The sequence below is a fragment of the Campylobacter sp. CNRCH_2015_0338h genome, assembly GCF_025772785.1.
Taxonomy (GTDB): domain Bacteria; phylum Campylobacterota; class Campylobacteria; order Campylobacterales; family Campylobacteraceae; genus Campylobacter_D.
The window spans coordinates 1-24,976 of record NZ_JAKMST010000011.1; the positions used below are offsets into that span (position 1 = coordinate 1).

Genomic DNA, 24,976 nt, shown 5'->3' on the forward strand with positions numbered 1-24,976 from the left:
GGGGGGGGGGGATAAAAAAAGGACTGTGGATATTGGTTTATAACATGTGGTAAATTTTTAGAAAAATAGTGGGAAATGATAGAATATGAGTTATTATAAAATATGAAAAATTTCGTGTCAAATATAAAGAAAATAATATCTTAAATATAGATAATAAATAAGAAAGTAAAAGAGAATACAAACAATTAAAGATAAAACTTGATTTAGATAAATTTATACTCAAAATACTTGAAAACAATAAATGGATTAAGTATATTATCTTTTTTGTTTATTAAGAAGATTCACACTTAGTAAAACAATAAAACTAAAAATTAATAGTATGAGACTATAAATATGGGCTGTGGTAAAATCTAAATTTTCCATACTTTCATATATAGCAATACTAGCTACTTTTGTTTCTCCGCTTAAAGAACCGCCTATCATTAATACTATACCAAACTCACCCATAGTATGTGCAAAACTTATCACCAAAGCACTTAATATAGCTGGTTTAATACTAGGTAAGATTACTTTAAAAAGTGTGATGAAAGAATTTTTTCCCAAAGAAAAACTAGCTTCTATAATATTTTTAGAAATCATAGACATTGCATTATATAAAGGATTAAACATAAAAGGTAAAGAATAAATACAACTTGCTATCACTAAACCTTCAAAGGTAAAAGCTAAAGTGATATTAAAGTGTTTTTCTAAAAAATTACCCAAAAAAGAGTATTTTGAAAACAAAATCAACAAGTAAAAACCAACAACAGATGGTGGTAAAACCAAAGGTAAGGTTATTATGGTTTCTAGAATTTTTTTTGCTCTAAATTGCTTAAAAGTAAAAACCCAAGCAAGAGGTATGCAAAAACAAAACAAAATTATACAAGTAATAATAGAAAGCTTTATGGAAACTAAAAAAGGTGTCCAATCTATACTTAATAATAATTGTGTCATTATTGAAACTTTCTCAAGTCAAAAAAAAGACTTGAGATTACTTTCCTAAATTTGGCTCCATTTCTATAATTTTCCAAGGAAGTCCTTGAGTATTTAACTCATCCATAAAAGGTTTAGCTTCAAATTCTTCCATGTTAAACACACCTTTTCCTTGCCAAATTCCTTTAGCAATTAACTTTGTTCCTATCATTGCAGGAACTCCGGTAGTATAACTCACAGCTTGCGCTCCAGTTTCTTTAAAGCACTCTTCGTGATTGCAAACATTGTAAATATAAACTTGTCTATCTTTTCCATCTTTTACACCACGAATCACACAACCTATATTAGTATAACCTTTAGTGCGAGGGCCTAAACTAGCAGGATCAGGAAGTAGTGTTTTTAAAAATTCTATTGGTATTATTTCTTTGCCTTGATGCATAACAGGCTTAATACCTAGCATACCAACATTTTCAAGACATTTCATATGAGTTAAATAGCTTTGCCCAAAAGTCATAAAAAATCTTATTCTTTTTAAACCTTTGATATTTTTTACTAAGCTTTCAAGCTCCTCATGATAAAGTAAATAGCTATCCTTTACCCCTACTTCAGGATAATCCCATTCCATTTTTATTTCCATAGGTGCAGTTTCTATCCATTTTCCATTTTCCCAGTAACGACCTTTAGCAGAAACTTCTCTTAAGTTAATTTCAGGGTTAAAATTAGTTGCAAAGGCATAGCCATGATCTCCAGCATTGCAATCTAATATATCTATATAATGAATTTCATCAAACAAATTTTGCTGTGCATAAGCACAAAATACATTAGTAACACCTGGATCAAAACCGCTACCTAAAAGTCCTAAAATTCCTGCTTGTTTAAATTTATCATTTCTTGCCCATTGTTCTTTATATTCAAATTTAGCTAAATCAGGATGTTCATAATTTGCAGTATCTACGTAGTGGATATTAGTTTGAATACACGCATCCATTAAGGTAAGATCCTGATAAGGTAAAGCTACATTTAGTAAAATTTCAGCTCCTGTTTTTTTGATAAGTTCTACAACAGCAGCAGTGTCATCTGCATCTATTTGCTCAGTTTGAATTTCTATACCCAAACGCTCTTTTATAAAAGCTGCTATTTCATCACATTTACTTTTAGTTCTACTTGCTAGAGTTATTTTGCTAAAAATATCACTATTCATTGCACATTTTACAGTCGCAACACGACTTACACCGCCTGCACCTATAATCAAAAGATTTTTCATCATTTTTCCTTAAATTTTTTAGAAAATTGTAACAAAAAAACTTTATAAAGCATTGAAATAAAAAATAAAAAATAATTTTTATAATGTTTTTTTAAAATAAAACAAGTAAAATGATAGTTTTTTAAATTTTTTAAGGACACTTATGAATTTACAAAGTGTGGAACTTTCTTATCCTATTGTTATTACTTTTATTACCTATGCATTTTTAATGCTTTTTATAGGTTTTTATTTTTACAAAAAAAATCAAAATAGTAAAGATTATTTTGTTGGTAATGCATCCATGGGGCCGGTAATATCTGCCTTAAGTGCAGGTGCTTCTGATATGAGTAGTTGGCTTTTAATGGCTTTTCCTGGTGCTTTATATGCAGCTGGTTTGGGACAAATTTATATAGCCATAGGTTTAAGCTTTGGTATGTTTTTGAACTGGACTTTTGTTGCTAAAAGATTAAAGATTTTTTCTCAAATAGCCAAAGAATGTATTACAATTCCTGATTTTTTCGAAAGTCGCTTTCATGATGATAAGCATATTTTAAGAAGCATTTGTGCGGTAGTTATTTTGGTATTTTTTACTATTTACATTAGCGCTGGATTAGTAAGTGGTGCTAAACTTTTTGAAAGTGTATTTAATTTGCCTTATATTTTTGCCTTGAGTATTGGATTTTTAGTTATTGTTTTATATACTTTTTTAGGTGGTTATAAAGCTGTATGCTGGACTGATATGATACAAGGACTTTTAATGATGAGCTCATTAATCATCATTCCTTTTGTGATGATTTTTGAACTTGATGGCTTTGGCGAAGCTTTTTCTACTATAAATGATGTAAAACCCCAAGCCTTTGGTTTAGATGGTGGTGGTTGGCTAGTCGTAGTATCAACCCTAGCATGGGGGCTTGGTTATTTTGGTCAACCTCACATTTTAATCCGCTTTATTTCTATAAAAAATGTAAAAGAAATTCCTACTGCAACTTTTATAGGTATAACTTGGATGGTAATTTCTTTATTTGGTGCTGCTATGATAGGATTTTTAGGTATTGCTTATATAGCCAAATTTAATCTTACTTTAAATGATCCTGAAAGAATATTTATTGTAATGTCTCAAGTGCTTTTTAATCCTTGGGTGGCAGGAATTTTACTCAGTGCAATTTTAGCAGCTATAATGAGTACTACGAGTTCTCAACTACTAGTATGCGCTTCTAGCTTGGTGCAAGATTTTTATACACAAATCTTAAAAAGAAAAACAAATGATAAAAATATTACTTTATTATCACGTCTAGGTGTTTTAGCTGTTGCTTGCATAGCTTTTATGCTTTCACTTGATACTCAAAGTCAAATTTTAAGTATAGTTTCTTACGCTTGGGCTGGTTTTGGTGCAAGCTTTGGAAGTGTTATTTTATTTTCTTTATTTTATAAAAATATGAGCAAAGAAGGTGCAATAGCTGGAATGGTTAGCGGAGCTTTAACTGTTATATTTTATAAACATTTTGGTTCAAATTTTATAGCAATTTATGAAATCATTCCTGGATTTTTAGTTGCAAGTTGTTTTATTGTGATTTTTAGTGTGATTTTTAAAGCAAAAAAACATACAATAAAACACTATGAAAAAATGTTAAAAGAAATTTAAATGTTTAAATCTTTTTTTTATTCAAAAAAATGGGCATTGTGGGCTTATTTGGGTTTGTTTTTTTTGCTAGCTTCTTTACTTGCTCAAACTTCCATTAATGTTGCAATAAATGAATGGTATAAAGAATTTTATGATGTTTTACAAGATGCAAAAAATCATAGTATAGATGACTTTTATCATTTTATTAAGCAATTTTTATATCTAGCATTGCCTTATGTATTAATCGCTACTATCACACAATATTTTGGAAGTATTTATGCCTTTAAATGGCGTGAAGCTATGACTTTTGATTATATTAAATTTTGGCAAAAAAAAGATGACAACATAGAAGGTAGTTCACAAAGAATTCAAGAAGATATTTATAATTTTTCAAAAATCATAGAAAGCTTAGGATTGGCTTTTGTTAAGGCAATTATGACTTTAATTGCTTTTGTTCCGATTTTGTGGATGTTAAGTGTGCATGTTAATTTACCTATCTTAAAAGACATTAATGGATCCTTAGTATGGATTGCATTTTTGGTTTCTTTGGGAGGTCTTGTTATATCATGGTTTGTTGGTATTAAATTACCTGGTCTTGAATATAATAATCAAAAAGCCGAAGCTGCTTTTAGAAAAGAACTTGTTTTTGCTGAAGATGATAGAAAAAATTATGCGAGCGATGAAAGTATTTTAAGTTTATTTACTGGACTTAAAATCAATTATAAAAGATTATTTTTGCATTATGGGTATTTTAATATATGGCTTTATTTATTTGAGCAAATCATGGTTATAGTGCCTTTTTTAATCATGGCTCCAAGCTTGTTTTTAGGACTTATACAACTTGGAATTATCATACAAGTTGGCAATGCTTTTGATCAAGTTAGATCATCATTTAGTATTTTTATCACCAATTGGACAACTATCACACAATTGCGTAGCATTTATAAACGTTTAGATGAATTTGAAAAAAATATTGAATATAGAAAACATAAATTAATTTAAAATATGTCGTTTATTTTAAGCTAATTTTATAGTTTTGATTTGATATAATTTTGCAAAAATTTTATTAAAGGAGTTTTTTTGGACCCCAGTCAATCTTTAGACTTAAATCAAACATTACCCGCTGTTGCCTCAATTGATGTAGGCTATTCTACTTTTATGATTCTTGTTGCATTAGCTTTAGTGCTTTTAAATGGATTTTTTGTTTTATCTGAATTTGCTATTGTTAAAGTACGTAGATCAAAACTCGAAGAAATGGTAAAAGAAAAAAAACGTAATGCAAAAAAAGCTTTAGAAGTAACCTCAAAACTAGATACTTATTTAAGTGCATGCCAACTTGGTATTACGCTAAGCTCTCTTGCTCTTGGTTGGATAGGTGAACCTGCTATTGCTAAAATTCTTGAAGTTCCTTTGGCAAATTTAGGCTTAGCTCCAGCATTAATTCATACTATAGCATTTGTTATCGCTTTTGCTATTATCACATTATTGCATGTTGTATTAGGTGAATTAGTTCCAAAGAGCGTTGCTATCGCTATTGCAGATAAAGCTGTTTTATGGGTTGCAAGACCATTACATTTATTTTGGTTACTTTTCCTACCTTTCATCAAAACATTTGACTTTTTAGCTGCAATTTCTTTAAAAGTTATAGGTATTAAACCTGCTAAAGAACATGAATTAAGCCACTCTGAAGAAGAAATCAAATTTATTGCGAGTGAAAGCCAAAAAGGTGGAGTTTTGGATGAGTTTGAAACTGAAATCATACGTAATGCTGTTGATTTTTCAGATACAGTAGCAAAAGAAATCATGACACCTAGAAAAGATATGATATGTCTTAACAAACAAAAAAGCTATGAGGAAAATATGCAAATAGTTTGTCAATACAAACACACACGCTTTCCATATATAGACGGTTCTAAAGATATCATTTTGGGTATGGTGCATATTAGAGACATCATGCAAAATGAACTTAGCAAAGATAAGAAAAATTTAGATGATTTTTTAATCAAAATGATCTTGGTGCCAGAAAATATCAGCATATCCAAAGTCCTTTTCATGATGAATAAAGAACAAGTGCACACGGCATTAGTAGTGGATGAATATGGTGGCACAGCTGGACTTTTAACCATGGAAGATATTATGGAAGAAATCGTTGGAGATATTAACGATGAGCATGATGATTCTAGTCCACATTTTAAAAAACTTGCAGAAAACATTTATGAATTTCAAGGAAGATATGAAATTAGCGAAGTAGAAGAAATGCTTGATATACGCTTTAATGAAGAGCTAGAACAAGTCACTATAGGTGGATATGTTTTCAATCTCTTAGGACGCTTACCGGTAGTTGGAGATAGAATAGAAGATGAATTCTGCTACTATGAAGTCAAAAAGATGGATGGAAATAGTATAGAACGCATTAAAGTTGTACGCAAAAATACTGATGAAGAAGAGTGATAAACTCTTCTTTTACTTTCATACAATCCTCAATCTTATCCATTCTAACCTACAAGGAAAATATATGCAATTACATGATGAAATTAATCAATTTATGCAAGAATGCAAAAGCATTATGATATCTTCTTTAAATTTAAACAATCAAACAATATGCTCATACGCACCTATTATAAAAATTAAAAATGACTTTTATATTTATATTAGTGAAATCGCTGAACACTTTGAAGGAGCAAAATACAATAATAAAAACATAGAAATTATGTTTATAGAAGATGAAAAAGATTGCGTGTCAATCTTTGCAAGAAAAAGACTTAAATTTAGAGTAGAGAGTGCAGAAATAACAAGAGATAATCAACTCTTTGAGCAAGTATTAAATACTTATGAAAATGAAAACAATAAAGAAATAATCCAAGTCATTAAAAATATGAAAGATTTTCATTTATTTCAGCTGATACTAAAAAATGGAAGATATGTTAAAGGTTTTGGAAAAGCATATGAAATTAATGAAGGAATAATTAATTTAATTAATTCAAAAGGACATAAATAATTCAAGATGAGCTTTTTGCTCATCTTGGTAGATTAACCATTTCTTTTTTTGATAATTTCTTCAGAAACGTTTTTTGGAACTTCATCATAGTGATCAAATTCCATAGAATAAGTAGCACGGCCTTGAGTTTGACTTCTAAGATCAGTTGAGTAACCAAACATCTCAGCCAAAGGACAAAATGCTGTAATAATTTTATTACCACCTCTTTCATCCATTGAATTTACTTGACCACGACGTTTATTTAAATCTCCAATAACATCACCCATATATTCTTCTGGAGTTTCAACTTCAACTTTCATCATAGGTTCTAAGATTACTGCACCTGCTTTTCTAGCGCCTTCTTTAAAGCCCATAGAAGCAGCAAGTTTAAATGCCATTTCAGAAGAATCCACTTCATGGTAACTTCCATCATAAACAGTTACTTTAACATCTTCAACAGGATATCCCGCTAAAACACCGTTTTGCAATGCTTCTTGTATACCTTTATCAACAGCTGGAATATATTCTTTTGGAATTACCCCACCTTTGATATCATTTACAAACTCATATCCACTACCTGGCTCAAGCGGCTCAAGTCTTAAGAATACATGACCATACTGACCACGACCACCTGATTGTTTAGCGTATTTGTATTCTTGCTCAACTGTTTTTCTAATAGTTTCACGGTAAGCAACTTGAGGTTGACCAACTTCTGCTTCAACTTTAAACTCACGAAGCATTCTATCAACAATAATTTCTAAGTGAAGCTCACCCATACCTGAAATGATGGTTTGACCACTTTCTTCATCTGTAGAAACTCTAAAGCTTGGATCTTCTTGAGCTAATTTATTTAAAGCAATAGACATTTTTTCTTGATCTGCTTTTGTTTTAGGCTCAACAGCAACTGAAATAACAGGATCTGGAAAATCCATTCTCTCTAGAATAACCTTATCTTTTTCACTTGCTAAAGTATCACCAGTGAGTGTGTCTTTAAGACCAACAACTGCTCCGATTTCTCCTGCGTATAAAGTTTTAATCTCTTCTCTTTTATTGGAGTGCATTTTCAAAAGACGGCCAATTCTTTCTTTTTTATCTTTTGTTGAGTTGTACGCATAAGAACCGCTTTCTAAACTTCCTCTATATACACGAACGAAAGTTAATTGCCCAACAAAAGGGTCAGTCATAATTTTAAATGCAAGACCTGCAAATTCACCATCATCAGTTGATTTTACAGAAACCTCTGTACCATCTTCATACTCACCTTTGATATTAGCAACTTCATCAGGAGCTGGTAAATAAGCAACAACAGCATCAAGCAATGGTTGAACACCTTTGTTTTTAAAAGCCGTACCACAAAGCATAGGAACCATAGAAAGACTTAAGCATCCTGCTTTAATGCCTGCTTTGATTTCTTCTTGAGTAAGCTCTTCACCACCTAAATATTTTTCCATTAATTCATCGCTTGTTTCAGAAACCGCTTCTATCATTTTTACACGATATTCTTCAGCCTTTTCTTTAAGCTCAGCTGGAATTTCTTTTTCTACATAATCAGTTGGTTTGCTTTCATCTTCCCATACTAAAGCTTTCATGGTGATAAGATCAATCACACCTTTGAAATTATCTTCAGCACCAATTGGAATTTGAAGTGGAACTGGGTTGCCTTTTAAGCGATTTTTAATTTGCTCTTCTACATTAAAGAAATTTGCACCAATTCTATCCATTTTATTTACAAAAACAATTCTTGGAACACCGTATTTATTAGCTTGTCTCCAAACAGTTTCTGATTGTGGCTGAACTCCACCTACTGAACAAAATACTGCAACAGCACCATCTAAAACACGCATTGATCTTTCAACTTCGATTGTAAAGTCAACGTGGCCTGGAGTGTCTATAAGGTTAATTTGGTGATTTTTCCAAAAACAAGTTGTAGCAGCAGAAGTAATTGTAATACCTCTTTCTTTTTCTTGTTCCATCCAGTCCATTGTAGCTGCACCATCATGTACCTCGCCAATTTTATGACTCATACCTGTAAAGAAAAGAATTCTTTCACTAGTAGTTGTTTTACCAGCATCAATGTGAGCTGCAATACCTATATTTCTAACTCTTTTTAAAGGAGTACTTCTTGACATGTTTTACTCCTCTTACCAACGATAATGAGCAAATGCTTTATTAGCTTCTGCCATTTTATAAGTATCTTCTTTCTTCTTAAATGAAGCGCCTTTACTATTAGCTGCGTCTAATAATTCAGCTGCTAATTTTTCAATCATAGTTCTTTCACTTCTTTTTCTAGCAAAAGAAATAATCCATCTTATAGCTAAAGCTTGTTGTCTAGCTGGGCGTACTTCTACTGGAACTTGATAAGTAGCACCACCAACACGACGAGATTTAACTTCTAATAAAGGCTTAATATTTTCAATAGCATCATTAAAAATTTCTATACCTTTTTTTTCTCCACCTTTTTTATCGATAGCTTCTAAAGCACCATACATAATAGTGGTAGCTGTGCTTTTTTTACCATCATACATTAAAGAATTAATGAATTTTGTGATTACTTTATTTCCATAAATCGGATCTGGCAAGACTTCTCTTACCGGAGCTTTTCTTCTTCTCATAATTTTCCTTCAAATTTATAATTTTACTCAAACAAAATCAAATCTAACGGATTTGTCTGCAATCTTATTACTTAGCTGCTGCTTTAGGGCGTTTTGCACCATATTTAGAACGAGAAACAGTTCTTTTTGCAACACCTGCAGTATCTAAGGCGCCACGAACAATGTGATACTTAACACCTGGTAAGTCTTTTACCCTACCACCACGCACTAAAACGATGCTGTGTTCTTGTAGGTTGTGACCTTCACCACCGATATAACTAATAACTTCAAAGCCACTTGTAAGTCTTACTTTGGCAACTTTTCTTAACGCTGAGTTTGGTTTTTTAGGAGTTGTTGTATAAACCCTAGTACAAACTCCCCTTCTTTGTGGGCAATTTTTAAGCGCTGGTGATTTAGATTTTTCTAAAACTTTTTTGCGCTCTTTTCTAACCAATTGATTTATGGTTGGCACAGTAATTCCTTTCATTAATAAAATAATAAACTTTGGATAATATCTAAATTTTACTTATAAAATTATAAACTATTAAGGTTTTCTTGGAGTTTTTCTAAAAACAAATAAATGTGATAAGCATCATTGCTGGCATGATTAACATTAATACTAAAAGGAATGAGAATTTTTTTATTTTCTTTTATAATCTTTCCACTTGTTATAATAGGAAAGAAATACTGCTCTTTTTTTGGCAAGTGTAAAGAAAAATTCTCAAAAGTCACCCAAGGAATGGCAGAAATATTAAAAAGATTATCTATAGGCTCTTTTAAAAACATACTTTTATCGTTTCTTATTAATTGTTTATCCTCTTCATATAAAGATAAAAAATCATTTAAATTTTCTTTATAGAAAGTCCAAAGAACAGAAAAAGTTTTAGAGTCCTTATGAAAAATAGTATAAGAAGGATGGATAATATCATAACATATTAGTTGTTTGTTTTGATCTAAACTAAATTTAAAATTATCAAAAGCATTTATACTTTTACTAATAGTGTGGATAAAACAAGGGTAGAATTCATAATTATTGTTTTTAATAAAATAATAAAAAGAACTAATATCTAATTTAACAGTAATTTCAAACGAGCAAGGAATATTTTGAGTATAAAAGTTAAAATGTTCTTTTCTTTTATATTGTTCTAAATCAATTATTTTAAACATAAAATACTTAAAAAATCCTAGCAAAATTGCTAGGATTGAAAATTAATTTTGTTGTTTAAGCTTTAAATTTTGATCTCCATAAAGACCTGTACCAACAGGAATCATGCGACCTAAGATTACATTTTCTTTTAGATCTTCAAGATAGTCAAATTTACCTGCAATACTTGCTTCTGTTAAAACCTTTGTTGTTTCTTGGAATGAAGCAGCCGAAATCACACTATCACTTCCAATAGCTGCTCTTGTAACCCCAAGCAACACAGGCTCAGCTACAGCAGGTTCACCGCCATATCTTAAAATTCTTTCATTTTCTTCTCTAAATTTTCTTCTTGAAACCAAATCACCTACAATAAAGTTTGTATGACCACTATCAACAATTTTTACTTGTCTTAGCATTTGTGATACGATGATTTCAATATGCTTATCAGAAATCACAACACCTTGACCACGATAAACTTGCTGAATTTCAGAAATAAGATAATAATGCAATGCTTTTTCACCTAAAATTCTAAGCACATCATGACTTGAAATAACTCCATCGGTTAATTTTTCACCCGCATGGATAAATTCACCATCTCTTACTTGAATGCGTTTTGATTTATCAATTAAATACTCTGCACTACTTCCATCTTCTGCTTGGATAATGATTCTTTCTTTTGATCTTAAAGGTTTATCAAATCTAACAACCCCGTCAATTTCAGCCACAACAGCAGTATTTTTTGGCTTTCTTGCTTCAAATAATTCAGATACCCTTGGAAGACCTCCAGTAATATCTTTTGATTTAGCTGCTGCCTTTGGTGTTTTAGCTAAGATATCAGCTTGCTTAACCTTATCACCATCGTTTACATAAATAACAGTTTTTGGTTCGAGCTGATAACGCACCACTTTATCATTTTCACCTATGATTAACAACGCTGGACGCACTCCACTTGGTAAATACTCATTAATAACAAGCGATCTTTTACCAGTTGCTTCATCAATTTGTTCATCAGCACTATAACCTGATTCAATATCTTCAAAGTTAATTACACCTGCAACTTCTGCAATTACAGTATTATTATATGCATCCCATTCAGCAATGATAGTTTTATCTTCTTTGCTTGATTTTGCTATGATAGTTTTAGGATTATCCACAAAAGTGCTATCATCAAATTCAATCACAGAATCTCTTGGTATATAGTGTCTTTTTGCTTCTCTATCATTTTCATCAGCAATAACAACAAAAACACCTTTTTCTTTAACTACATCACCTTTTTTAAGATTTCTAATTCTATCTAAACCATCCCCTTTAAGCATATAAAACTTCAAGGTACCTTTTGCACCAGCTACAATATCTTGAGTGATAGGATCACCATCTTTTACTAGCAATTCACTCGCATAAGGGATACGGTTTGGTATATTCCAACCCTCTTTGATTACTTCTACAATACTTTCATTTTCAGCTACTTCAGCACCATCGCTATATGGAATATATAATTTACCTTCAATATTACCACTTACACCGGCAAGCTCATTAGCTTTTGCTAAGTCATACTTTCTTAATATAAATTTAGCTTCATTGTTTTTTGCTTTAACGCTAACCACCACATCCTCATATGCATGCTCAATATGGATAGTTCCTCTAAATGGAGCTTTGATTTTTGGCTCCACAAGTAAAATAGCAGCATTGCGGTGATTGGCCACTATAGTTTTACCTTGTCTATCTTCATAGGTATTAAGATTATAAAATCTTACAAAACCTTCTTTATGTGCTACTACTTGGCGATCTTGTAAATCTGTACTAGCAGTACCACCGCTGTGGAAAGTTCTTAGTGTAAGCTGCGTTCCTGGCTCACCGATTGATTGAGCAGATATAATACCTACAGCCTCACCTGGTTTAACTAATTTTCCTTCGCCTAGATTAATACCATAGCATTTAGAACAAACTCCTTTTTTAGCTTTACAAGTAATAGGAGTTCTAATGCTTACACTCTTTACTCCACTTTCAACAATAATTTTAGCTTTTTCCTCATCTACTAAAGTACCTTCTGAGAATAAAATCTCATTAGTAATAGAATCAATAATATTTTCAGCTAAAACTCTTCCTAAAATTCTTTCTTCTAAGGTTTCAATCACAACACCATCTGCAGTAATTTCATTAATCTCAACACCCTCATGTGCACCACAATCTTCCATTGTAACTTTTACATTTTGTGCCACATCGATAAGTTTTCTTGTCAAATAACCTGCATTTGCTGTTTTCAACGCTGTATCTGCAAGACCTTTTCTAGCACCGTGAGTTGAAATGAAATATTCAAGAACGTTTAGTCCTTCACGGAAGTTCGAAATGATCGGTGTTTCAATAATAGAACCATCAGGTTTAGCCATAAGACCCCTCATCGCAGCAAGCTGTGAAATTTGAGCTGCTGAACCCCTAGCACCAGAATCTGCCATCATATAAATAGAGTTAAATCCTTCTTTGTCTTTTTTGATCAACTCCATCATATCTTTTGATAAGACATTATTAGTGCTTTTCCAAATATCAATAATCTTGTTATATCTTTCACCTGAAGTAATCAAACCTAAATTATATGAATTTTGGATTTCTCTTACTTGTTTTTTAGCTTCTTCTATACTTTTTTGTTTTTGATCAGGCACAATAATATCAGCAATTGAAATAGAAATACCCGCTTTTGTTGCATATTCAAAACCAAGATCTTTTAGTTTATCTAAAAAGCTAGCACTTACTTCAAGACCGCCTTCTTTATAAACATAATCAACCAAAGCTGCAATATCTTTTTTCTTCATGACTTTATTCCACATATTTTCAGGAACAAAATCAGGCAAGATAGACTTAATAATTAATCTTCCAGCAGTCGTAGTGATTTTTCTTCCATCAACTACACTTCTAATACTTGCATGAATATCTAAAGATTTTGCTTCTAAAGCAATCATAACCTCTTCGATACCTGTACAAATTTTATGCTCACCCTTAGCACCATCTTTTTCTAAAGATAGATAATAAATCCCCAAAACCATATCTTGAGAAGGTACAGTCACAGAACGACCACTTGCTGGAAGCAAGATATTCATAGATGAGAGCATTAATACTTTACACTCAGCTATTGCTTCTTGAGATAAAGGTACATGTACAGCCATTTGGTCCCCGTCAAAATCAGCATTAAATGCTGCACACACCAATGGATGAAGTTGAATTGCCTTACCCTCTACAAGCACAGGATGGAAAGCTTGAATGGAAAGCTTATGCAAGGTTGGCGCACGATTAAGCATTACAGGATGACCTTTAACAACCTCTTCTAAACACTCCCAAACCTCATTGGTTTTATTTTCTATCATTTTTTTAGCTTGTTTTACAGTGGTAGCATAACCTTTTTCTTCAAGTTTAGCTAACAAATGTGGCTTAAATAATTCCAAAGCCATTTTTTTAGGTAAACCACATTGATCCATTCTAAGTTTTGGCCCAACAACAATAACACTACGACCTGAAAAATCCACCCTTTTACCAAGTAGATTTTGTCTGAAACGACCTTGTTTTCCTTTGATGATTTCACTTAAAGATTTTAATGGACGTTTATTTGCACCTTTAACCGCATTTGCTCTTCTGCCATTATCAAATAAAGCATCAACTGCTTCTTGAAGCATTCTTTTTTCATTTCTAATGATAATTTCAGGTGCATCAAGCTCCATAAGTCTTTTTAAGCGTGTATTTCTATTAATAACTCTTCTATATAAATCATTCACATCAGAAACTGCAAATTTTCCACCATCTAAAGCCACCAAAGGTCTTAAATCAGGTGGTAACACAGGTAAATTTGTAATCATCATCCACTCAGGACGATTTGGAACTACTTCATCACTATTTGTATTAGTATTTAAATTACTATTTAAGAAATTTTCAACCACTTTTAAGCGCTTGATGATAGTTTTTTTCTTTGCTTCTGAATTAGTTGCTGCAATATCTTCTTTTAATTTATTTAAAAGCTCAACAAGATCTAAATTTGCTAGTAAATCTCTAACAACTTCACCGCCCATTCTAGCTTTAAATCCACTACTTTCATAGCGTTGCATTAAATTTAAATACTGCTCTTCATTTAATACATCACAAAATTCAACTTTTTTAGTATTTTCATTATCATAGTATGCATCACCTGGATTTTCTACTATATATGCTTCATAATACAATACGCGCTCTAAATCTTTCATCTTTACGCCAAGTAAAGTACCGATACGACTTGGCAAAGAATTTACATACCAAATATGAGCCACCGGTGTAACTAATTCAATATGCCCCATTCTTGAACGGCGTACTTTAGAACTAGTAACTTCAACACCACATTTTTCACACTTAATACCTTTAAAACGCATTTTTTTATACTTACCACAAAGACATTCATAATCTCTTACTGGTCCAAAAATTTTAGCGCAAAAAAGCCCGTCCCTTTCAGGCTTTAAAGTTCTATAATTAATTGTTTCTGGTTTTTTTACTTCGCCATAAGACCATGATTTGATTTTTTCAGGACTTGCAAGTCTTAATTGAAAAGCTTCAAAGTCTCTAGGTCTACCATCTTCTTTTATTTCGATAGGTTTAAATTTACTCATTATTCTCATCCTTATCAAAAATCTCAACATCTAAAGCAAGAGATTTTAATTCATTTGTAAGCACAAAGAATGTCTCTGGAATACCTGTTGCTGGAACATTCTCACCTTTTGTTAAAGCTTTATAAGCACTAAATCTACCTTCAACATCATCAGATTTTATGGTTAACATTTCTCTTAGAGTATGAGCTGCTCCATAAGCTTCAAGAGCCCAAACCTCCATCTCACCAAATCTTTGTCCACCAAATAAAGCTTTACCACCAACTGGTTGTTGTGTTACAAGACTATAAGGTCCAGTACTTCTTGCGTGAACTTTTTCATCTACTAAATGGTGTAATTTAAGCATATACATACATCCAACATGCACACGCTCTGCCATTTTTTCACCAGTTCTTCCATCATAAAGCTCGCTTTTTCCATCCATAGCTATTTTAGCCATTTCAAAAAGCTTACCAAATTCTTCAACCGTTACACCTTCAAATACAGGAGTAGCAAATTTCACTCCTTTGGCCCAATCCCTAGCATAAGAAATAAGCTGTTCATCATTTAAAGTTTGCACAAATTTCTTTTCTAATTCAAGTCTAGATACACTACAAATTTCAAGAATTTTTTCACGTAATTCTTTTACAAAATCTTTTTGTTTTCTATCAAAAATTTCTTGAATTTGATCACCTAGTCTCATACCAACAATCCCTAAGTGGCTTTCAAGAATTTGTCCTATGTTCATACGACTTGGAACCCCTAGAGGATTTAAAGCTATATCAATAGGTCTTCCATCAGGTAAATATGGCATATCAACTTCTGGAACAATATTAGATACAATACCTTTATTTCCATGGCGCCCTGCCATTTTATCCCCAACTTTCAATTTTCTCTTAGTCGCGATATATACTTTAACAAGTTTTACTACCCCACTTGGTAAAATATCATCTTTTTCTAAAATTTCTAATTTTTCATCATGCTCTGTTTTAAGTTTTTTCTTCTCATTTTGGAAATGATTTTTTAAATCATCATATTCTTTTTGTACTTCTTTAGAATAAGCTTTAACTAAAGAATTTAACGCAAAACGATTGATTTTTTCTAATTCTGTAATTTCTACTTTAGAGCCTTTTTTATATTTAACACCATTTATTTCTTCATCTGAATTTAAAGCTGATTTAGAAAGTAAAGAACATACTCTTAAAGTTTCTTCTCTATCCATCATTAAAAGTCTATCATGATGTTCTTTTTCAAGATTTAATTTTTCATCATCATAAGCTTTTATAGCACGTGCATCTTTTTCATAACCTTTTTTAGTAAAGATTTTTACATCTACAACAACACCTTCTAATGAGGCAGTTGCATATAAAGATTTATTTACAACATGCCCAGCTTTTTCACCAAAAATAGCTCTTAATAATCTTTCTTCAGGTGTAGGTTTTACTTCACCCTTAGGTGAAACTTTACCTACCAAAATCATACCAGGCTTTATATGAGTTCCTATTTTTGCAATACCACTCTCATCAAGATGCGCTAAATCTTCTTCTTTTACATTTGGAATATCTTTTGTAATTTCTTCTACACCATCTTTAAGCTCTCTAGCCTCTACTTCTTTTTCATAAATATGAACACTAGTAAAAGTATCTTCACGTAAAATTTTCTCACTAATTACAATAGCATCTTCATAGTTATACCCATGCCATGGCATAAATGCGATTAAGGCATTCTTACCAATAGCAAGTTCGCCTTGATCCATACTTGGGCCATCTGCAATGATTTGACCTGCTTGAACAAATTCTCCTTTTTTAACAATTGGATGCTGTGTAAAAGTTGTATTTTGATTTGTTCTTAGATTTTTTTCCATTTTGTAATGATCTATAAATGGCCCATTTTCATCTTCGCCCAAAATAAAAATATTTTTATTGTCAACTTTTTCTACAATCCCTGCTCTTTTAGCTTTAATAGCCTCCCAAGCATCACGAGCAATGATTTTTTCCATACCAGTACCTACTATAGGTGCTTGTGCGGTTAGTAAAGGCACTGCTTGACGTTGCATGTTTGAACCCATTAAAGCTCTGTTTGCATCATCATGCTCTAAGAATGGGATTAATGACGCTGCAACCCCTACTATCATACCTGAACAAAGGTCAATCAAATGTACTTCTTCTCTTCTTGCTAGGATTGTTTCACCATCTTGTCTTGCTTCAACAAATTCTTCAACAATATTACCTTTTTCATCAATTTTAGTTGAAGCGGCTGCAATCACCAAGCCCTCTTCTTGAGTAGCAGTCAAGTAAACAATTTCATTACTTACTTTTCCATTTTCTACTTTCTTATAAGGTGCTTCAACAAAGCCTAGATCATTTACTTTAGCATAAGTTGAAAGTGTATTAATCAACCCGATGTTTTGACCTTCTGGAGTTTCAACAGGACAAATTCTTCCATAATGCGTTGCATGAACATCACGTACTTCAAAACCTGCTCTTTCTTTTACTAAACCACCTTCACCAAGCGCTGATAAACGACGTTTGTGAGTCACTTCACTCAATGGGTTTGTTTGATCCATAAATTGAGATAATTGACCGCCGGTAAAAAATTCCATAATTGTTACAGTAATTGTCTTAGAATTAATCAAATCATAAGGCATTACTTTATCAATATCTGTATTTAAAGCCGTAAATTTATCTCTAATTGATTTTTGCATTTTAGCAAGACCTACATGAAGTTCATTTGCTAGAAGTTCTCCAATTGATCTTATACGACGATTACCTAAATGGTCTCTATCATCAATATGACCTCTACCATTTTTTACTTTAATTAAATATTTTGCAGTTTTTACTATATCTTCATTGGTTAAAACCGTAACATATTCAGGCGTATCTAATCCTAGTTTATGATTCATTTTCATACGACCAACTTTTGTTAGATCATATCTTTCAGGATTGAAAAATAAATCATTTACAAAGACTTTTGCAGCATCTTTTACTACTGGTTCGCCTGGTCTCATTACTTTATAAATTCTAATAGCTGCTAAATCATTCTCATCATCTATATTCTCGGTTTGTTTTAATAATTTTAAAGTTTCATTATCTTGAATGAAAGAATTAATAATAGCAGCATCTACTCCATTGGCTAAGTCATTAGCAATATCAAACTGTTTTTCCTCTTTAATTTTTGCTAGTTTTCCCTCATCTAATAGTGTTAAAGAATCAAATAAAACCTCACCAGTTTCTTTATTAATAATAGGATTAGCTAAATACCTATTTGTTAAAATTTCAACTGGATATTCAACCCATTTAACCCCATCTTTTACAAGCTGTTCAGCCTTTTTCTTTGTCATTCTTTTACCAGCTTGATGAATTACATTGCCTTTTTCATCTTTCAAGTCATACTCAACTCTATCTAAAAAGTCATTTGGATTAAATTCAGTTAAGAATTTATCTTTTTTAACATGAATAGTTTGTATAGGGTAAAATAATTTTATAATGTCTTGTTTTTTATAACCAAGTGCTCTAAATAAAATTGTAATAGGCACTTTTCTTCTTTTATTAATACGCACATAAAGCACATCTTTAGCATCATATTCAAAATAAAGCCAAGAACCACGATCTGGTATGATTTGCGCTGTATATACTAATTTATTTGCAACAGTAGAACTTTCTTCTTCTTTAAATATAACACCCGGACTTCTATGAAGTTGATTTACTACAACCCTTTCAACTCCATTAATAATAAAAGAAATTCTATCTGTCATTAAAGGGATTTCTCTAATATAAATTTCTTGTTCTTTAATATCTTTTATACCAATTTTTTCACCCGTTTTTTCATCTTTTTCATGTAAAGTTAAACGGATTTTCATTTTTAAATTTACAGAATAAGTCAAACCTCTTTCCATACACTCTCTAATAGTGTACTTAGGTTTACCTACTTCACTACTTACATATTCTAAACTTAATCTATTTTGTGGATCATGAATTGGAAAAATAGATTTAAATACTTTTTCAATTCCACTTTCTGAATTTTTAGCATCTATGTTTAAAAAATAATCAAAACTTTTCTTTTGTAATTGTAATAAATTTGGAATGTCTATTTGTTGTGGAACATTCGAGAAGTCTATTCTTAAACGATTTCCTGATTGTGAATTTAACATATTATTATACCCCATGGTAAAAGTATTGAAAGAAAGAATCCTAATTAAAGGAAAACAAGAAAGGATATAAAATCCTTTCTTTTAAAACAAAAAAATTATTTAAGCTCAACCTTAGCGCCAGCTTCTTCAAGTTGTTTTTTAGCTTCTTCAGCTTCAGCTTTGCTAACACCTTCTTTAAGAACTGATGGAGTTTGTTCAACAGCATCTTTTGCTTCTTTTAGTCCAAGACCAGTTAAAGCACGAACAACTTTAATTACATTGATTTTTTTATCGCCACCATCTTGTAATACGATGTCAAATTCAGTTTTTTCTTCAGCAGCACCGCCAGCAGCACCTGCAACAGCAGCACCTGCAACCATAACTGGAGCAGCAGAAACACCAAATTTTTCTTCAAATTCTTTTACTAATTCTGAAAGTTCAAGAACACTTAGGTTAGAAATAAATTCTAATACATCTTCTTTAGTAATTGCCATTTTTTATCCTTTTTAAATTTTATTCAGCTTCTTTTTTTTCTTTTAATGCATTTAATCCAATTGTAAAATTGGTGATTGGCGCATTCCAAACTTGCAAAAGCATAGCAAGCAATTCATTGCGAGAAGGCATTTTAGCTAAAGCTTTAACTTTATCTACTGAAGCAACTTCACCATCAATAAATGCGGTTTTGATTTCAAATGTTTGATTAGCTTCGCTAAATTTATCAGCAACTTTTGAAACATTTAATTGGTCTTCACCCCAAAGATAAATATTTGTATCTTTAAGTTCCATTCCATCTTTGCCGGCATTTTTAAGAGCAATACTTGCTAAAGTATTTTTAATAATTTGAACTTTAACATCCATTTCTCTCGCATTATTTCTTAACTCTTCAAGTTTTTTAGTGTTTAAACCTTTGTAGTTACAAACTACAACAGCTTCACTAGCCTTAAAACCCTCTTCAAGCTTAGAAACAAGTTCAATTTTTTGGCTTTTAGTCATCTTTACTCCTTTCCGACCGGTGATTTCAAGCAGAGCAGAAAATCTAATTAAGTCCTAAGACCTCGGCTATCTCCAATCTAAGATAAAAATTAGATAAGATAAAAGTTATTATCTTATCTAATTTTTATTAATGAGAGAAAAACTCTCATTAATTTTATTTTGTATCAAGTAATTCTTGAGTATCAAGAGAAAGAGAAGGACTCATAGTCAAAGAAAGACTAGCATTTTTAATATATCTTCCTTTTGCAGCAGCTGGTTTATGTTTATTAATAGCTTTTACGAATGCTGTCATATTTTCTTTTAATTGTTCTTGAGTAAAACTAACTTTACCCAAACCTGCATGGATGTTTCCTTGTTTATCAACACGGAAATTAACTTGTCCATTTTTAGCATTATTAACAGCTTGAGCAACATCCATTGTTACTGTACCTGTTTTAGGATTTGGCATCAAACCTTTAGGTCCTAAAATACGACCTACTTTACCTACTAGACCCATTAAATTTGGTGTAGCAATTAAAACATCAAAATTCATATTACCTTTTTGAATTTCTTCTACTAAATCATCGCTACCAACTATATCAGCACCTGCATTTTTTGCTTCATCAGCTTTTGCATCTTTTGCAATAACAGCAACACGAACTTTTTTACCTGTACCGCAAGGTAAAACAACACTACCTCTTACCATTTGATCTGCATGTCTTGGATCAACATTTAATTTTAAAGCAATTTCAACTGTTTCATCAAATTTAGCAGAAGCAAGAGTTTTTACTGTGCTTATTGCTTCATCCATTAAATAGTTTTTATTTGAATCTATTTTTTTTAATAATTCTGTAAATCTTTTAGTATTTTTAGACATCAATTTTCTCCGCATTTTATATAAAGTGCTACCGCCTTTTTAAACTCTTGGCGGTAAAGAGTATTAATCTACGATTTCAACACCCATAGAACGAGCAGAACCCATGATAATTTTAGCAGCTTGCTCTCTATCTTTTGTATTCATATCAGCGATTTTTTTATCTACAATTTCTAAAACTTGTGCTTTAGTTAATTTACCTACTTTATTTTTTAAAGGGTTATCCGCACCTTTAGAAATACCTGCAGCTTTTTTAATTAAATCTGTAGCTGGTGGTTGTTTTGTTATAAATGTAAAGCTTTTATCTGCATAAACAGTAATAACAACTGGAATATTAAAACCAGCCATATCTTTTGTTCTTTCATTAAATGCCTTACAAAATTCCATAATATTAACACCTTGTTGACCTAAAGCAGGACCAACTGGAGGTGATGGATTAGCCTTAGTAGCAGCTATTTGTAATTTAATTTCTCCTACGACTTTTTTAGCCATAACCTTTCTCCTTTACTTACTATATAATCAAACTATTTTTTCAACTTGAGAGTATAAGATTTCTACTGGAGTTGATCTACCAAATATAGAAACATTTAGCTTTAAAACGCCTCTAACCATATCATATTCCTCTACAATACCAACAAAGTTTGCAAAAGGACCTTCAGTTATTCTTACACTTTCTTCTTTATCAAATGAAATTTTAGGCTTAGGTGCTGCTTTATTTTTCACCTTTTCTAAAATAAGATTGATATCTTTTTCACTTAATGGAGTTGGTTTTTTACTTTCACCTATAAAACGACCAACCTTTGGTAAAGACTGAATTTTGTGCCAAAGCTCTGTTGATAAGTCTATATTAGCAAATACATAGCCTGAATATAAACTTCTTTCGCTTATTTTTTCTTTACCATTTTTAAATTCAATCACATCTTCAGTTGGAACAATTACTTCTAATAATTGCTCTTGAATTCCATGATCTCTAACTAAATTTTCTATGGCTCTTTTTACAGCCATCTCACTACCTGCATAAGTTTGAATTGCATACCATTTATGATTCATTTTTCTATCCTATAATCTTAGATAATGAAAATGACATAATCAAATCAACTAATGCTAAAAATAATGAAACAACAGTAACAACTACAAAAACTGTAATATAAGCATTTCTAACTTGCTCTTTCAAAGGCCAAATTACTTTTCCTAATTCAGCTTTTGACAATTTAAAATAAGTTATTAGTTTTTCCATATTTTACCTTATTTTGTGGCAGGGCAAGAGGGATTCGAACCCCCAACCATCGGATTTGGAATCCGGCGCTCTACCGTTGGAGCTATTGCCCTAAGGGCTTTTTTATAAAAGCCTTAACTTTTTAATTTAACTTCTTTATGAATTGTATGTTTTTTCAATCTTGGGCAATATTTTTTTAATTCTAACTTTTCAGTTGTATTTTTACTATTTTTAAAAGTGCTATAATTAATATCACCACACTCTTCACATTTTAAACCAACTTTAATTCTCATTTTTATTCCTTAAAAAGCGAGATTAAATCTCGCTTATAATTATTTAATAATTTTAGAAACAACACCTGAACCAACAGTACGGCCACCTTCACGGATAGCAAAACGAGTACCTTCTTCAAGTGCAACTGGTGCAATAAGACTTACAGTAATTCTAACATTATCGCCTGGCATAACCATTTCAACGCCTTCTGCAAGTTGGATAGAACCAGTAACATCAGTTGTTCTTACATAAAATTGTGGTCTATAGTTATTAAAGAATGGAGTATGGCGTCCACCTTCATCTTTATTTAAAATATAAACTTCTGCTTCAAAATCAGTATGAGGAGTGATTGATTTAGGTTTAGCAAGAACCATACCACGAAGAACATCTTCTTTTTTAGTTCCACGAAGAAGAACACCAACGTTATCTCCTGCTTCACCTTGATCCATTTCTTTTCTAAACATTTCAACACCAGTTACTGTAGTGCTTTGTGTTTCTCTAATACCAACGATTTCAATAGTATCACCAACTTTAACAATACCTTTTTCAATTCTACCAGTAACAACTGTACCACGACCTGAAATTGAGAATACATCTTCGATAGGCATTAAGAAATCTTTATCTGTATCACGAGCTGGAGTTGGAATATACTCATCAACTGCTGCCATAAGATCTAAGATTTTTTTAGACCATTCACCATCTTGTCCAGCTTTTGCTTCTTCAAGAGCTTGTAAAGCTGAACCTGAAATAATCGGAGTATCATCTCCTGGAAAATCATAAGAGCTTAATAATTCTCTAATTTCCATTTCAACTAATTCTAATAACTCAGCATCATCAACCATATCAGCTTTGTTCATGAAAACAACAATATATGGTACACCTACTTGACGAGAAAGTAAGATGTGCTCTCTAGTTTGTGGCATTGGGCCATCTGCAGCAGAAACAACAAGAATAGCACCGTCCATTTGAGCAGCACCAGTAATCATGTTTTTAACATAGTCAGCGTGACCTGGGCAGTCTACGTGAGCATAGTGACGATTTTCTGTTTCATACTCAATGTGAGAAGTAGCAATAGTAATACCACGCTCTTTTTCTTCAGGAGCATTATCGATATTATCATAATCTTTAAGCTCAGCCAAACCTCTTCTTGAAAGAACAGCAGAGATAGCAGCTGTTAAAGTAGTTTTACCGTGGTCAACGTGACCAATAGTACCAATATTTACGTGAGGCTTATTACGTGAAAATTTTTCTTTAGCCATCTTTTTCCTCCATATAAAATTTACAAACAAATACTAATTTATGTTTTATAATTTTTTGAAATCAATGGAGCTCATAGCGGGACTTGAACCCGCGACCTCTCCCTTACCAAGGGAGTGCTCTACCTCTGAGCCATACGAGCGCTCAGAAAAATTAAAAACATAAACTATAAAATTTTGGAAATTTGAAACTGCTAGAAATTCTGAATTTAAAAACAGCTCCCAGTTTCACTCTACCAAAATCAGGTTGGAGCGGGAAACGGGACTCGAACCCGCGACCCTCAGCTTGGAAGGCTGATGCTCTAGCCAACTGAGCTACTCCCGCAAAGCAATGGTGGTGAGTCGTGGATTCGAACCACGGAAGGCGAAAGCCAGCAGATTTACAGTCTGCCCTCGTTGGCCACTTGAGTAACTCACCATGAATAATAATGCTTTTTATTTCTGGTCAAACACTGCTATTAACAATGGAGCTGGTTAAGGGACTTGAACCCCCGACCTGCTGCTTACAAGGCAGCTGCTCTACCAACTGAGCTAAACCAGCAAAAAATAAAGTTGAATTATAATGTAATTTTGAATTAATGTCAAGTGTTTTAAATAATTTTGTATAATTTTTAAAAAATAAAGGATTTATTATGAAAATTTTATTTTCACCTAGTGAGGGAAAAAGTAAAATAAATACACATAGTTGTTTAAATGAAAAATCATTCATATTTAACAAGCTATACGATAAAAGACTTGAAGTAATTGCTAAATACAAAAAATTTATTAAAGAATGTGATGAAAATATTCTTGAAAAATTTTTTGGTATCAAAGACAAAGATGAATTATATGATCTTAGTCATGATATATTAAAAAAAGATACAACTAAAGCGATTCAAAGATACAATGGTGTTGCTTTTGAATATTTAGATTATGAGAGTTTGGATGAAATAGCTAAAAAATATATAGATGAAAATGTATTAATATTTTCAAATCTTTTTGGTCCTATGTTAGCAAAAGATTTAATACCTTATTATAAATTAAAACAAGGAGAAAAAATCAAAGATTTTAATATAGAAAAATTTTATAAAGAAAATTTTTCCGGTGAGATTGATGATTTTTTAGAAAATGAATTAATAATCGATCTTAGAGCCAAATTTTATGAAAAATTTTACACCATTAAACAACCCTTTA

At 31.7% G+C, this 24,976-nt stretch carries 21 protein-coding genes and 5 tRNA genes; 5 read left to right on the forward strand and 21 right to left on the reverse strand.

Translation table 11 applies throughout. From position 1 onward, the window contains the following. Window positions 1–255 precede the first annotated feature (255 nt). The gene (gene modB / locus L8X30_RS07255; protein ID WP_263679660.1) at window positions 256–933 is read right to left on the reverse strand and encodes a molybdate ABC transporter permease subunit; all 678 of its coding nucleotides are present in this window, start codon (window positions 931–933) and stop codon (window positions 256–258) included. 37 nt (window positions 934–970) lie between these two features. Then, window positions 971–2,176 (reverse strand): saccharopine dehydrogenase family protein, encoded by a 1,206-nt coding sequence (locus L8X30_RS07260; protein ID WP_263679662.1) that lies wholly within the window; start codon window positions 2,174–2,176, stop codon window positions 971–973. 142 nt (window positions 2,177–2,318) lie between these two features. Between L8X30_RS07260 and putP the strand changes: the two genes are divergently transcribed. The 4 genes from putP (at window position 2,319) to L8X30_RS07280 (ending at window position 6,774) form a co-directional block, all read left to right on the forward strand. Continuing rightward, window positions 2,319–3,797 (forward strand): sodium/proline symporter PutP, encoded by a 1,479-nt coding sequence (gene putP, locus L8X30_RS07265; protein ID WP_263679663.1) that lies wholly within the window; start codon window positions 2,319–2,321, stop codon window positions 3,795–3,797. Next, window positions 3,798–4,778 carry a putative transporter gene (locus tag L8X30_RS07270; protein WP_263679664.1) on the forward strand — a complete coding sequence of 327 codons (981 nt, stop codon included), beginning with the start codon at window positions 3,798–3,800 and terminating at the stop codon, window positions 4,776–4,778. A gap of 78 nt (window positions 4,779–4,856) precedes the next feature. Further along, window positions 4,857–6,227 (forward strand): hemolysin family protein, encoded by a 1,371-nt coding sequence (locus L8X30_RS07275; RefSeq protein ID WP_263664233.1) that lies wholly within the window; start codon window positions 4,857–4,859, stop codon window positions 6,225–6,227. 64 nt (window positions 6,228–6,291) lie between these two features. Continuing rightward, the gene (locus tag L8X30_RS07280; RefSeq protein ID WP_263679665.1) at window positions 6,292–6,774 is read left to right on the forward strand and encodes a pyridoxamine 5'-phosphate oxidase family protein; all 483 of its coding nucleotides are present in this window, start codon (window positions 6,292–6,294) and stop codon (window positions 6,772–6,774) included. A gap of 32 nt (window positions 6,775–6,806) precedes the next feature. Here the strand turns inward: L8X30_RS07280 and fusA are convergent, their stop codons facing one another. The 19 genes from fusA to L8X30_RS07375 all read right to left on the reverse strand — a co-directional run bounded on the left by fusA (window position 6,807) and on the right by L8X30_RS07375 (window position 24,344). Then, window positions 6,807–8,882 carry an elongation factor G gene (gene fusA / locus L8X30_RS07285; RefSeq protein ID WP_039668128.1) on the reverse strand — a complete coding sequence of 692 codons (2,076 nt, stop codon included), beginning with the start codon at window positions 8,880–8,882 and terminating at the stop codon, window positions 6,807–6,809. A 12-nt stretch (window positions 8,883–8,894) separates the two neighbouring features. Further along, window positions 8,895–9,365 (reverse strand): 30S ribosomal protein S7, encoded by a 471-nt coding sequence (gene rpsG, locus L8X30_RS07290; protein WP_012661188.1) that lies wholly within the window; start codon window positions 9,363–9,365, stop codon window positions 8,895–8,897. Between the two features lie 67 nt (window positions 9,366–9,432). Continuing rightward, window positions 9,433–9,816 (reverse strand): 30S ribosomal protein S12, encoded by a 384-nt coding sequence (gene rpsL, locus L8X30_RS07295; RefSeq protein ID WP_012661187.1) that lies wholly within the window; start codon window positions 9,814–9,816, stop codon window positions 9,433–9,435. A gap of 62 nt (window positions 9,817–9,878) precedes the next feature. Next, window positions 9,879–10,511 (reverse strand): CatA-like O-acetyltransferase, encoded by a 633-nt coding sequence (locus L8X30_RS07300; RefSeq protein ID WP_263679667.1) that lies wholly within the window; start codon window positions 10,509–10,511, stop codon window positions 9,879–9,881. A gap of 42 nt (window positions 10,512–10,553) precedes the next feature. After that, window positions 10,554–15,107: a DNA-directed RNA polymerase subunit beta' gene (gene rpoC / locus L8X30_RS07305; RefSeq protein ID WP_263679668.1), complete on the reverse strand. Its 4,554-nt coding sequence runs from the start codon at window positions 15,105–15,107 to the stop codon at window positions 10,554–10,556. Then, entirely contained in the window at window positions 15,100–19,233 is a 4,134-nt protein-coding gene (rpoB, locus tag L8X30_RS07310; RefSeq protein WP_263679669.1) for a DNA-directed RNA polymerase subunit beta, read from the reverse strand. The genes rpoC and rpoB overlap by 8 nt, the downstream gene beginning before the upstream one ends. A gap of 95 nt (window positions 19,234–19,328) precedes the next feature. Then, window positions 19,329–19,706 carry a 50S ribosomal protein L7/L12 gene (gene rplL / locus L8X30_RS07315; protein WP_012661184.1) on the reverse strand — a complete coding sequence of 126 codons (378 nt, stop codon included), beginning with the start codon at window positions 19,704–19,706 and terminating at the stop codon, window positions 19,329–19,331. A 19-nt stretch (window positions 19,707–19,725) separates the two neighbouring features. After that, on the reverse strand, window positions 19,726–20,205 hold the full coding sequence (rplJ, locus tag L8X30_RS07320) for a 50S ribosomal protein L10 (RefSeq protein ID WP_012661183.1): 480 nt from the start codon (window positions 20,203–20,205) through the stop codon (window positions 19,726–19,728). 154 nt (window positions 20,206–20,359) lie between these two features. Beyond that, window positions 20,360–21,061, reverse strand: coding sequence for a 50S ribosomal protein L1 (gene rplA, locus L8X30_RS07325; protein WP_039617747.1), 702 nt, complete (start codon window positions 21,059–21,061; stop codon window positions 20,360–20,362). Window positions 21,062–21,124: 63 nt separating this feature from the next. Beyond that, window positions 21,125–21,550 carry a 50S ribosomal protein L11 gene (rplK, locus tag L8X30_RS07330; protein WP_012661181.1) on the reverse strand — a complete coding sequence of 142 codons (426 nt, stop codon included), beginning with the start codon at window positions 21,548–21,550 and terminating at the stop codon, window positions 21,125–21,127. 27 nt (window positions 21,551–21,577) lie between these two features. Further along, window positions 21,578–22,108, reverse strand: coding sequence for a transcription termination/antitermination protein NusG (gene nusG, locus L8X30_RS07335; protein ID WP_012661180.1), 531 nt, complete (start codon window positions 22,106–22,108; stop codon window positions 21,578–21,580). Window positions 22,109–22,112: 4 nt separating this feature from the next. After that, entirely contained in the window at window positions 22,113–22,295 is a 183-nt protein-coding gene (gene secE, locus L8X30_RS07340; protein WP_012661179.1) for a preprotein translocase subunit SecE, read from the reverse strand. A gap of 16 nt (window positions 22,296–22,311) precedes the next feature. After that, a tRNA-Trp gene (locus L8X30_RS07345) sits at window positions 22,312–22,387 on the reverse strand. 21 nt (window positions 22,388–22,408) lie between these two features. After that, window positions 22,409–22,567 carry a 50S ribosomal protein L33 gene (gene rpmG, locus L8X30_RS07350; RefSeq protein ID WP_012661178.1) on the reverse strand — a complete coding sequence of 53 codons (159 nt, stop codon included), beginning with the start codon at window positions 22,565–22,567 and terminating at the stop codon, window positions 22,409–22,411. 39 nt (window positions 22,568–22,606) lie between these two features. Continuing rightward, window positions 22,607–23,806: an elongation factor Tu gene (gene tuf / locus L8X30_RS07355; protein WP_039668122.1), complete on the reverse strand. Its 1,200-nt coding sequence runs from the start codon at window positions 23,804–23,806 to the stop codon at window positions 22,607–22,609. Between the two features lie 65 nt (window positions 23,807–23,871). Beyond that, window positions 23,872–23,946: transfer RNA gene (locus tag L8X30_RS07360), tRNA-Thr, on the reverse strand. Window positions 23,947–24,051: 105 nt separating this feature from the next. Further along, a tRNA-Gly gene (locus L8X30_RS07365) sits at window positions 24,052–24,128 on the reverse strand. A 7-nt stretch (window positions 24,129–24,135) separates the two neighbouring features. Further along, window positions 24,136–24,221, reverse strand: a tRNA-Tyr gene (locus L8X30_RS07370). A 47-nt stretch (window positions 24,222–24,268) separates the two neighbouring features. After that, window positions 24,269–24,344, reverse strand: a tRNA-Thr gene (locus L8X30_RS07375). Window positions 24,345–24,435: 91 nt separating this feature from the next. Here L8X30_RS07375 and yaaA point away from each other — a divergent pair. Continuing rightward, window positions 24,436–24,976: YaaA family protein (gene yaaA / locus L8X30_RS07380; RefSeq protein ID WP_263679670.1), on the forward strand; the 541-nt coding region annotated here is incomplete at its 3' end.

Excerpts from the sequence above, each read along its gene's own strand:
- modB (WP_263679660.1), bottom strand. The coding sequence starts at position 933 with ATGACACAATTATTATTAAGTATAGATTGGACACCTTTTTTAGTTTCC.
- L8X30_RS07260 (WP_263679662.1), bottom strand. The coding sequence starts at position 2,176 with ATGAAAAATCTTTTGATTATAGGTGCAGGCGGTGTAAGTCGTGTTGCG.
- putP (WP_263679663.1), top strand. The coding sequence starts at position 2,319 with ATGAATTTACAAAGTGTGGAACTTTCTTATCCTATTGTTATTACTTTT.
- L8X30_RS07270 (WP_263679664.1), top strand. The coding sequence starts at position 3,798 with ATGTTTAAATCTTTTTTTTATTCAAAAAAATGGGCATTGTGGGCTTAT.
- L8X30_RS07280 (WP_263679665.1), top strand. The coding sequence starts at position 6,292 with ATGCAATTACATGATGAAATTAATCAATTTATGCAAGAATGCAAAAGC.
- fusA (WP_039668128.1), bottom strand. The coding sequence starts at position 8,882 with ATGTCAAGAAGTACTCCTTTAAAAAGAGTTAGAAATATAGGTATTGCA.
- rpsG (WP_012661188.1), bottom strand. The coding sequence starts at position 9,365 with ATGAGAAGAAGAAAAGCTCCGGTAAGAGAAGTCTTGCCAGATCCGATT.
- L8X30_RS07300 (WP_263679667.1), bottom strand. The coding sequence starts at position 10,511 with ATGTTTAAAATAATTGATTTAGAACAATATAAAAGAAAAGAACATTTT.
- rpoC (WP_263679668.1), bottom strand. The coding sequence starts at position 15,107 with ATGAGTAAATTTAAACCTATCGAAATAAAAGAAGATGGTAGACCTAGA.
- rpoB (WP_263679669.1), bottom strand. The coding sequence starts at position 19,233 with ATGTTAAATTCACAATCAGGAAATCGTTTAAGAATAGACTTCTCGAAT.
- rplL (WP_012661184.1), bottom strand. The coding sequence starts at position 19,706 with ATGGCAATTACTAAAGAAGATGTATTAGAATTTATTTCTAACCTAAGT.
- rplJ (WP_012661183.1), bottom strand. The coding sequence starts at position 20,205 with ATGACTAAAAGCCAAAAAATTGAACTTGTTTCTAAGCTTGAAGAGGGT.
- rplA (WP_039617747.1), bottom strand. The coding sequence starts at position 21,061 with ATGTCTAAAAATACTAAAAGATTTACAGAATTATTAAAAAAAATAGAT.
- rplK (WP_012661181.1), bottom strand. The coding sequence starts at position 21,550 with ATGGCTAAAAAAGTCGTAGGAGAAATTAAATTACAAATAGCTGCTACT.
- nusG (WP_012661180.1), bottom strand. The coding sequence starts at position 22,108 with ATGAATCATAAATGGTATGCAATTCAAACTTATGCAGGTAGTGAGATG.
- secE (WP_012661179.1), bottom strand. The coding sequence starts at position 22,295 with ATGGAAAAACTAATAACTTATTTTAAATTGTCAAAAGCTGAATTAGGA.
- rpmG (WP_012661178.1), bottom strand. The coding sequence starts at position 22,567 with ATGAGAATTAAAGTTGGTTTAAAATGTGAAGAGTGTGGTGATATTAAT.
- tuf (WP_039668122.1), bottom strand. The coding sequence starts at position 23,806 with ATGGCTAAAGAAAAATTTTCACGTAATAAGCCTCACGTAAATATTGGT.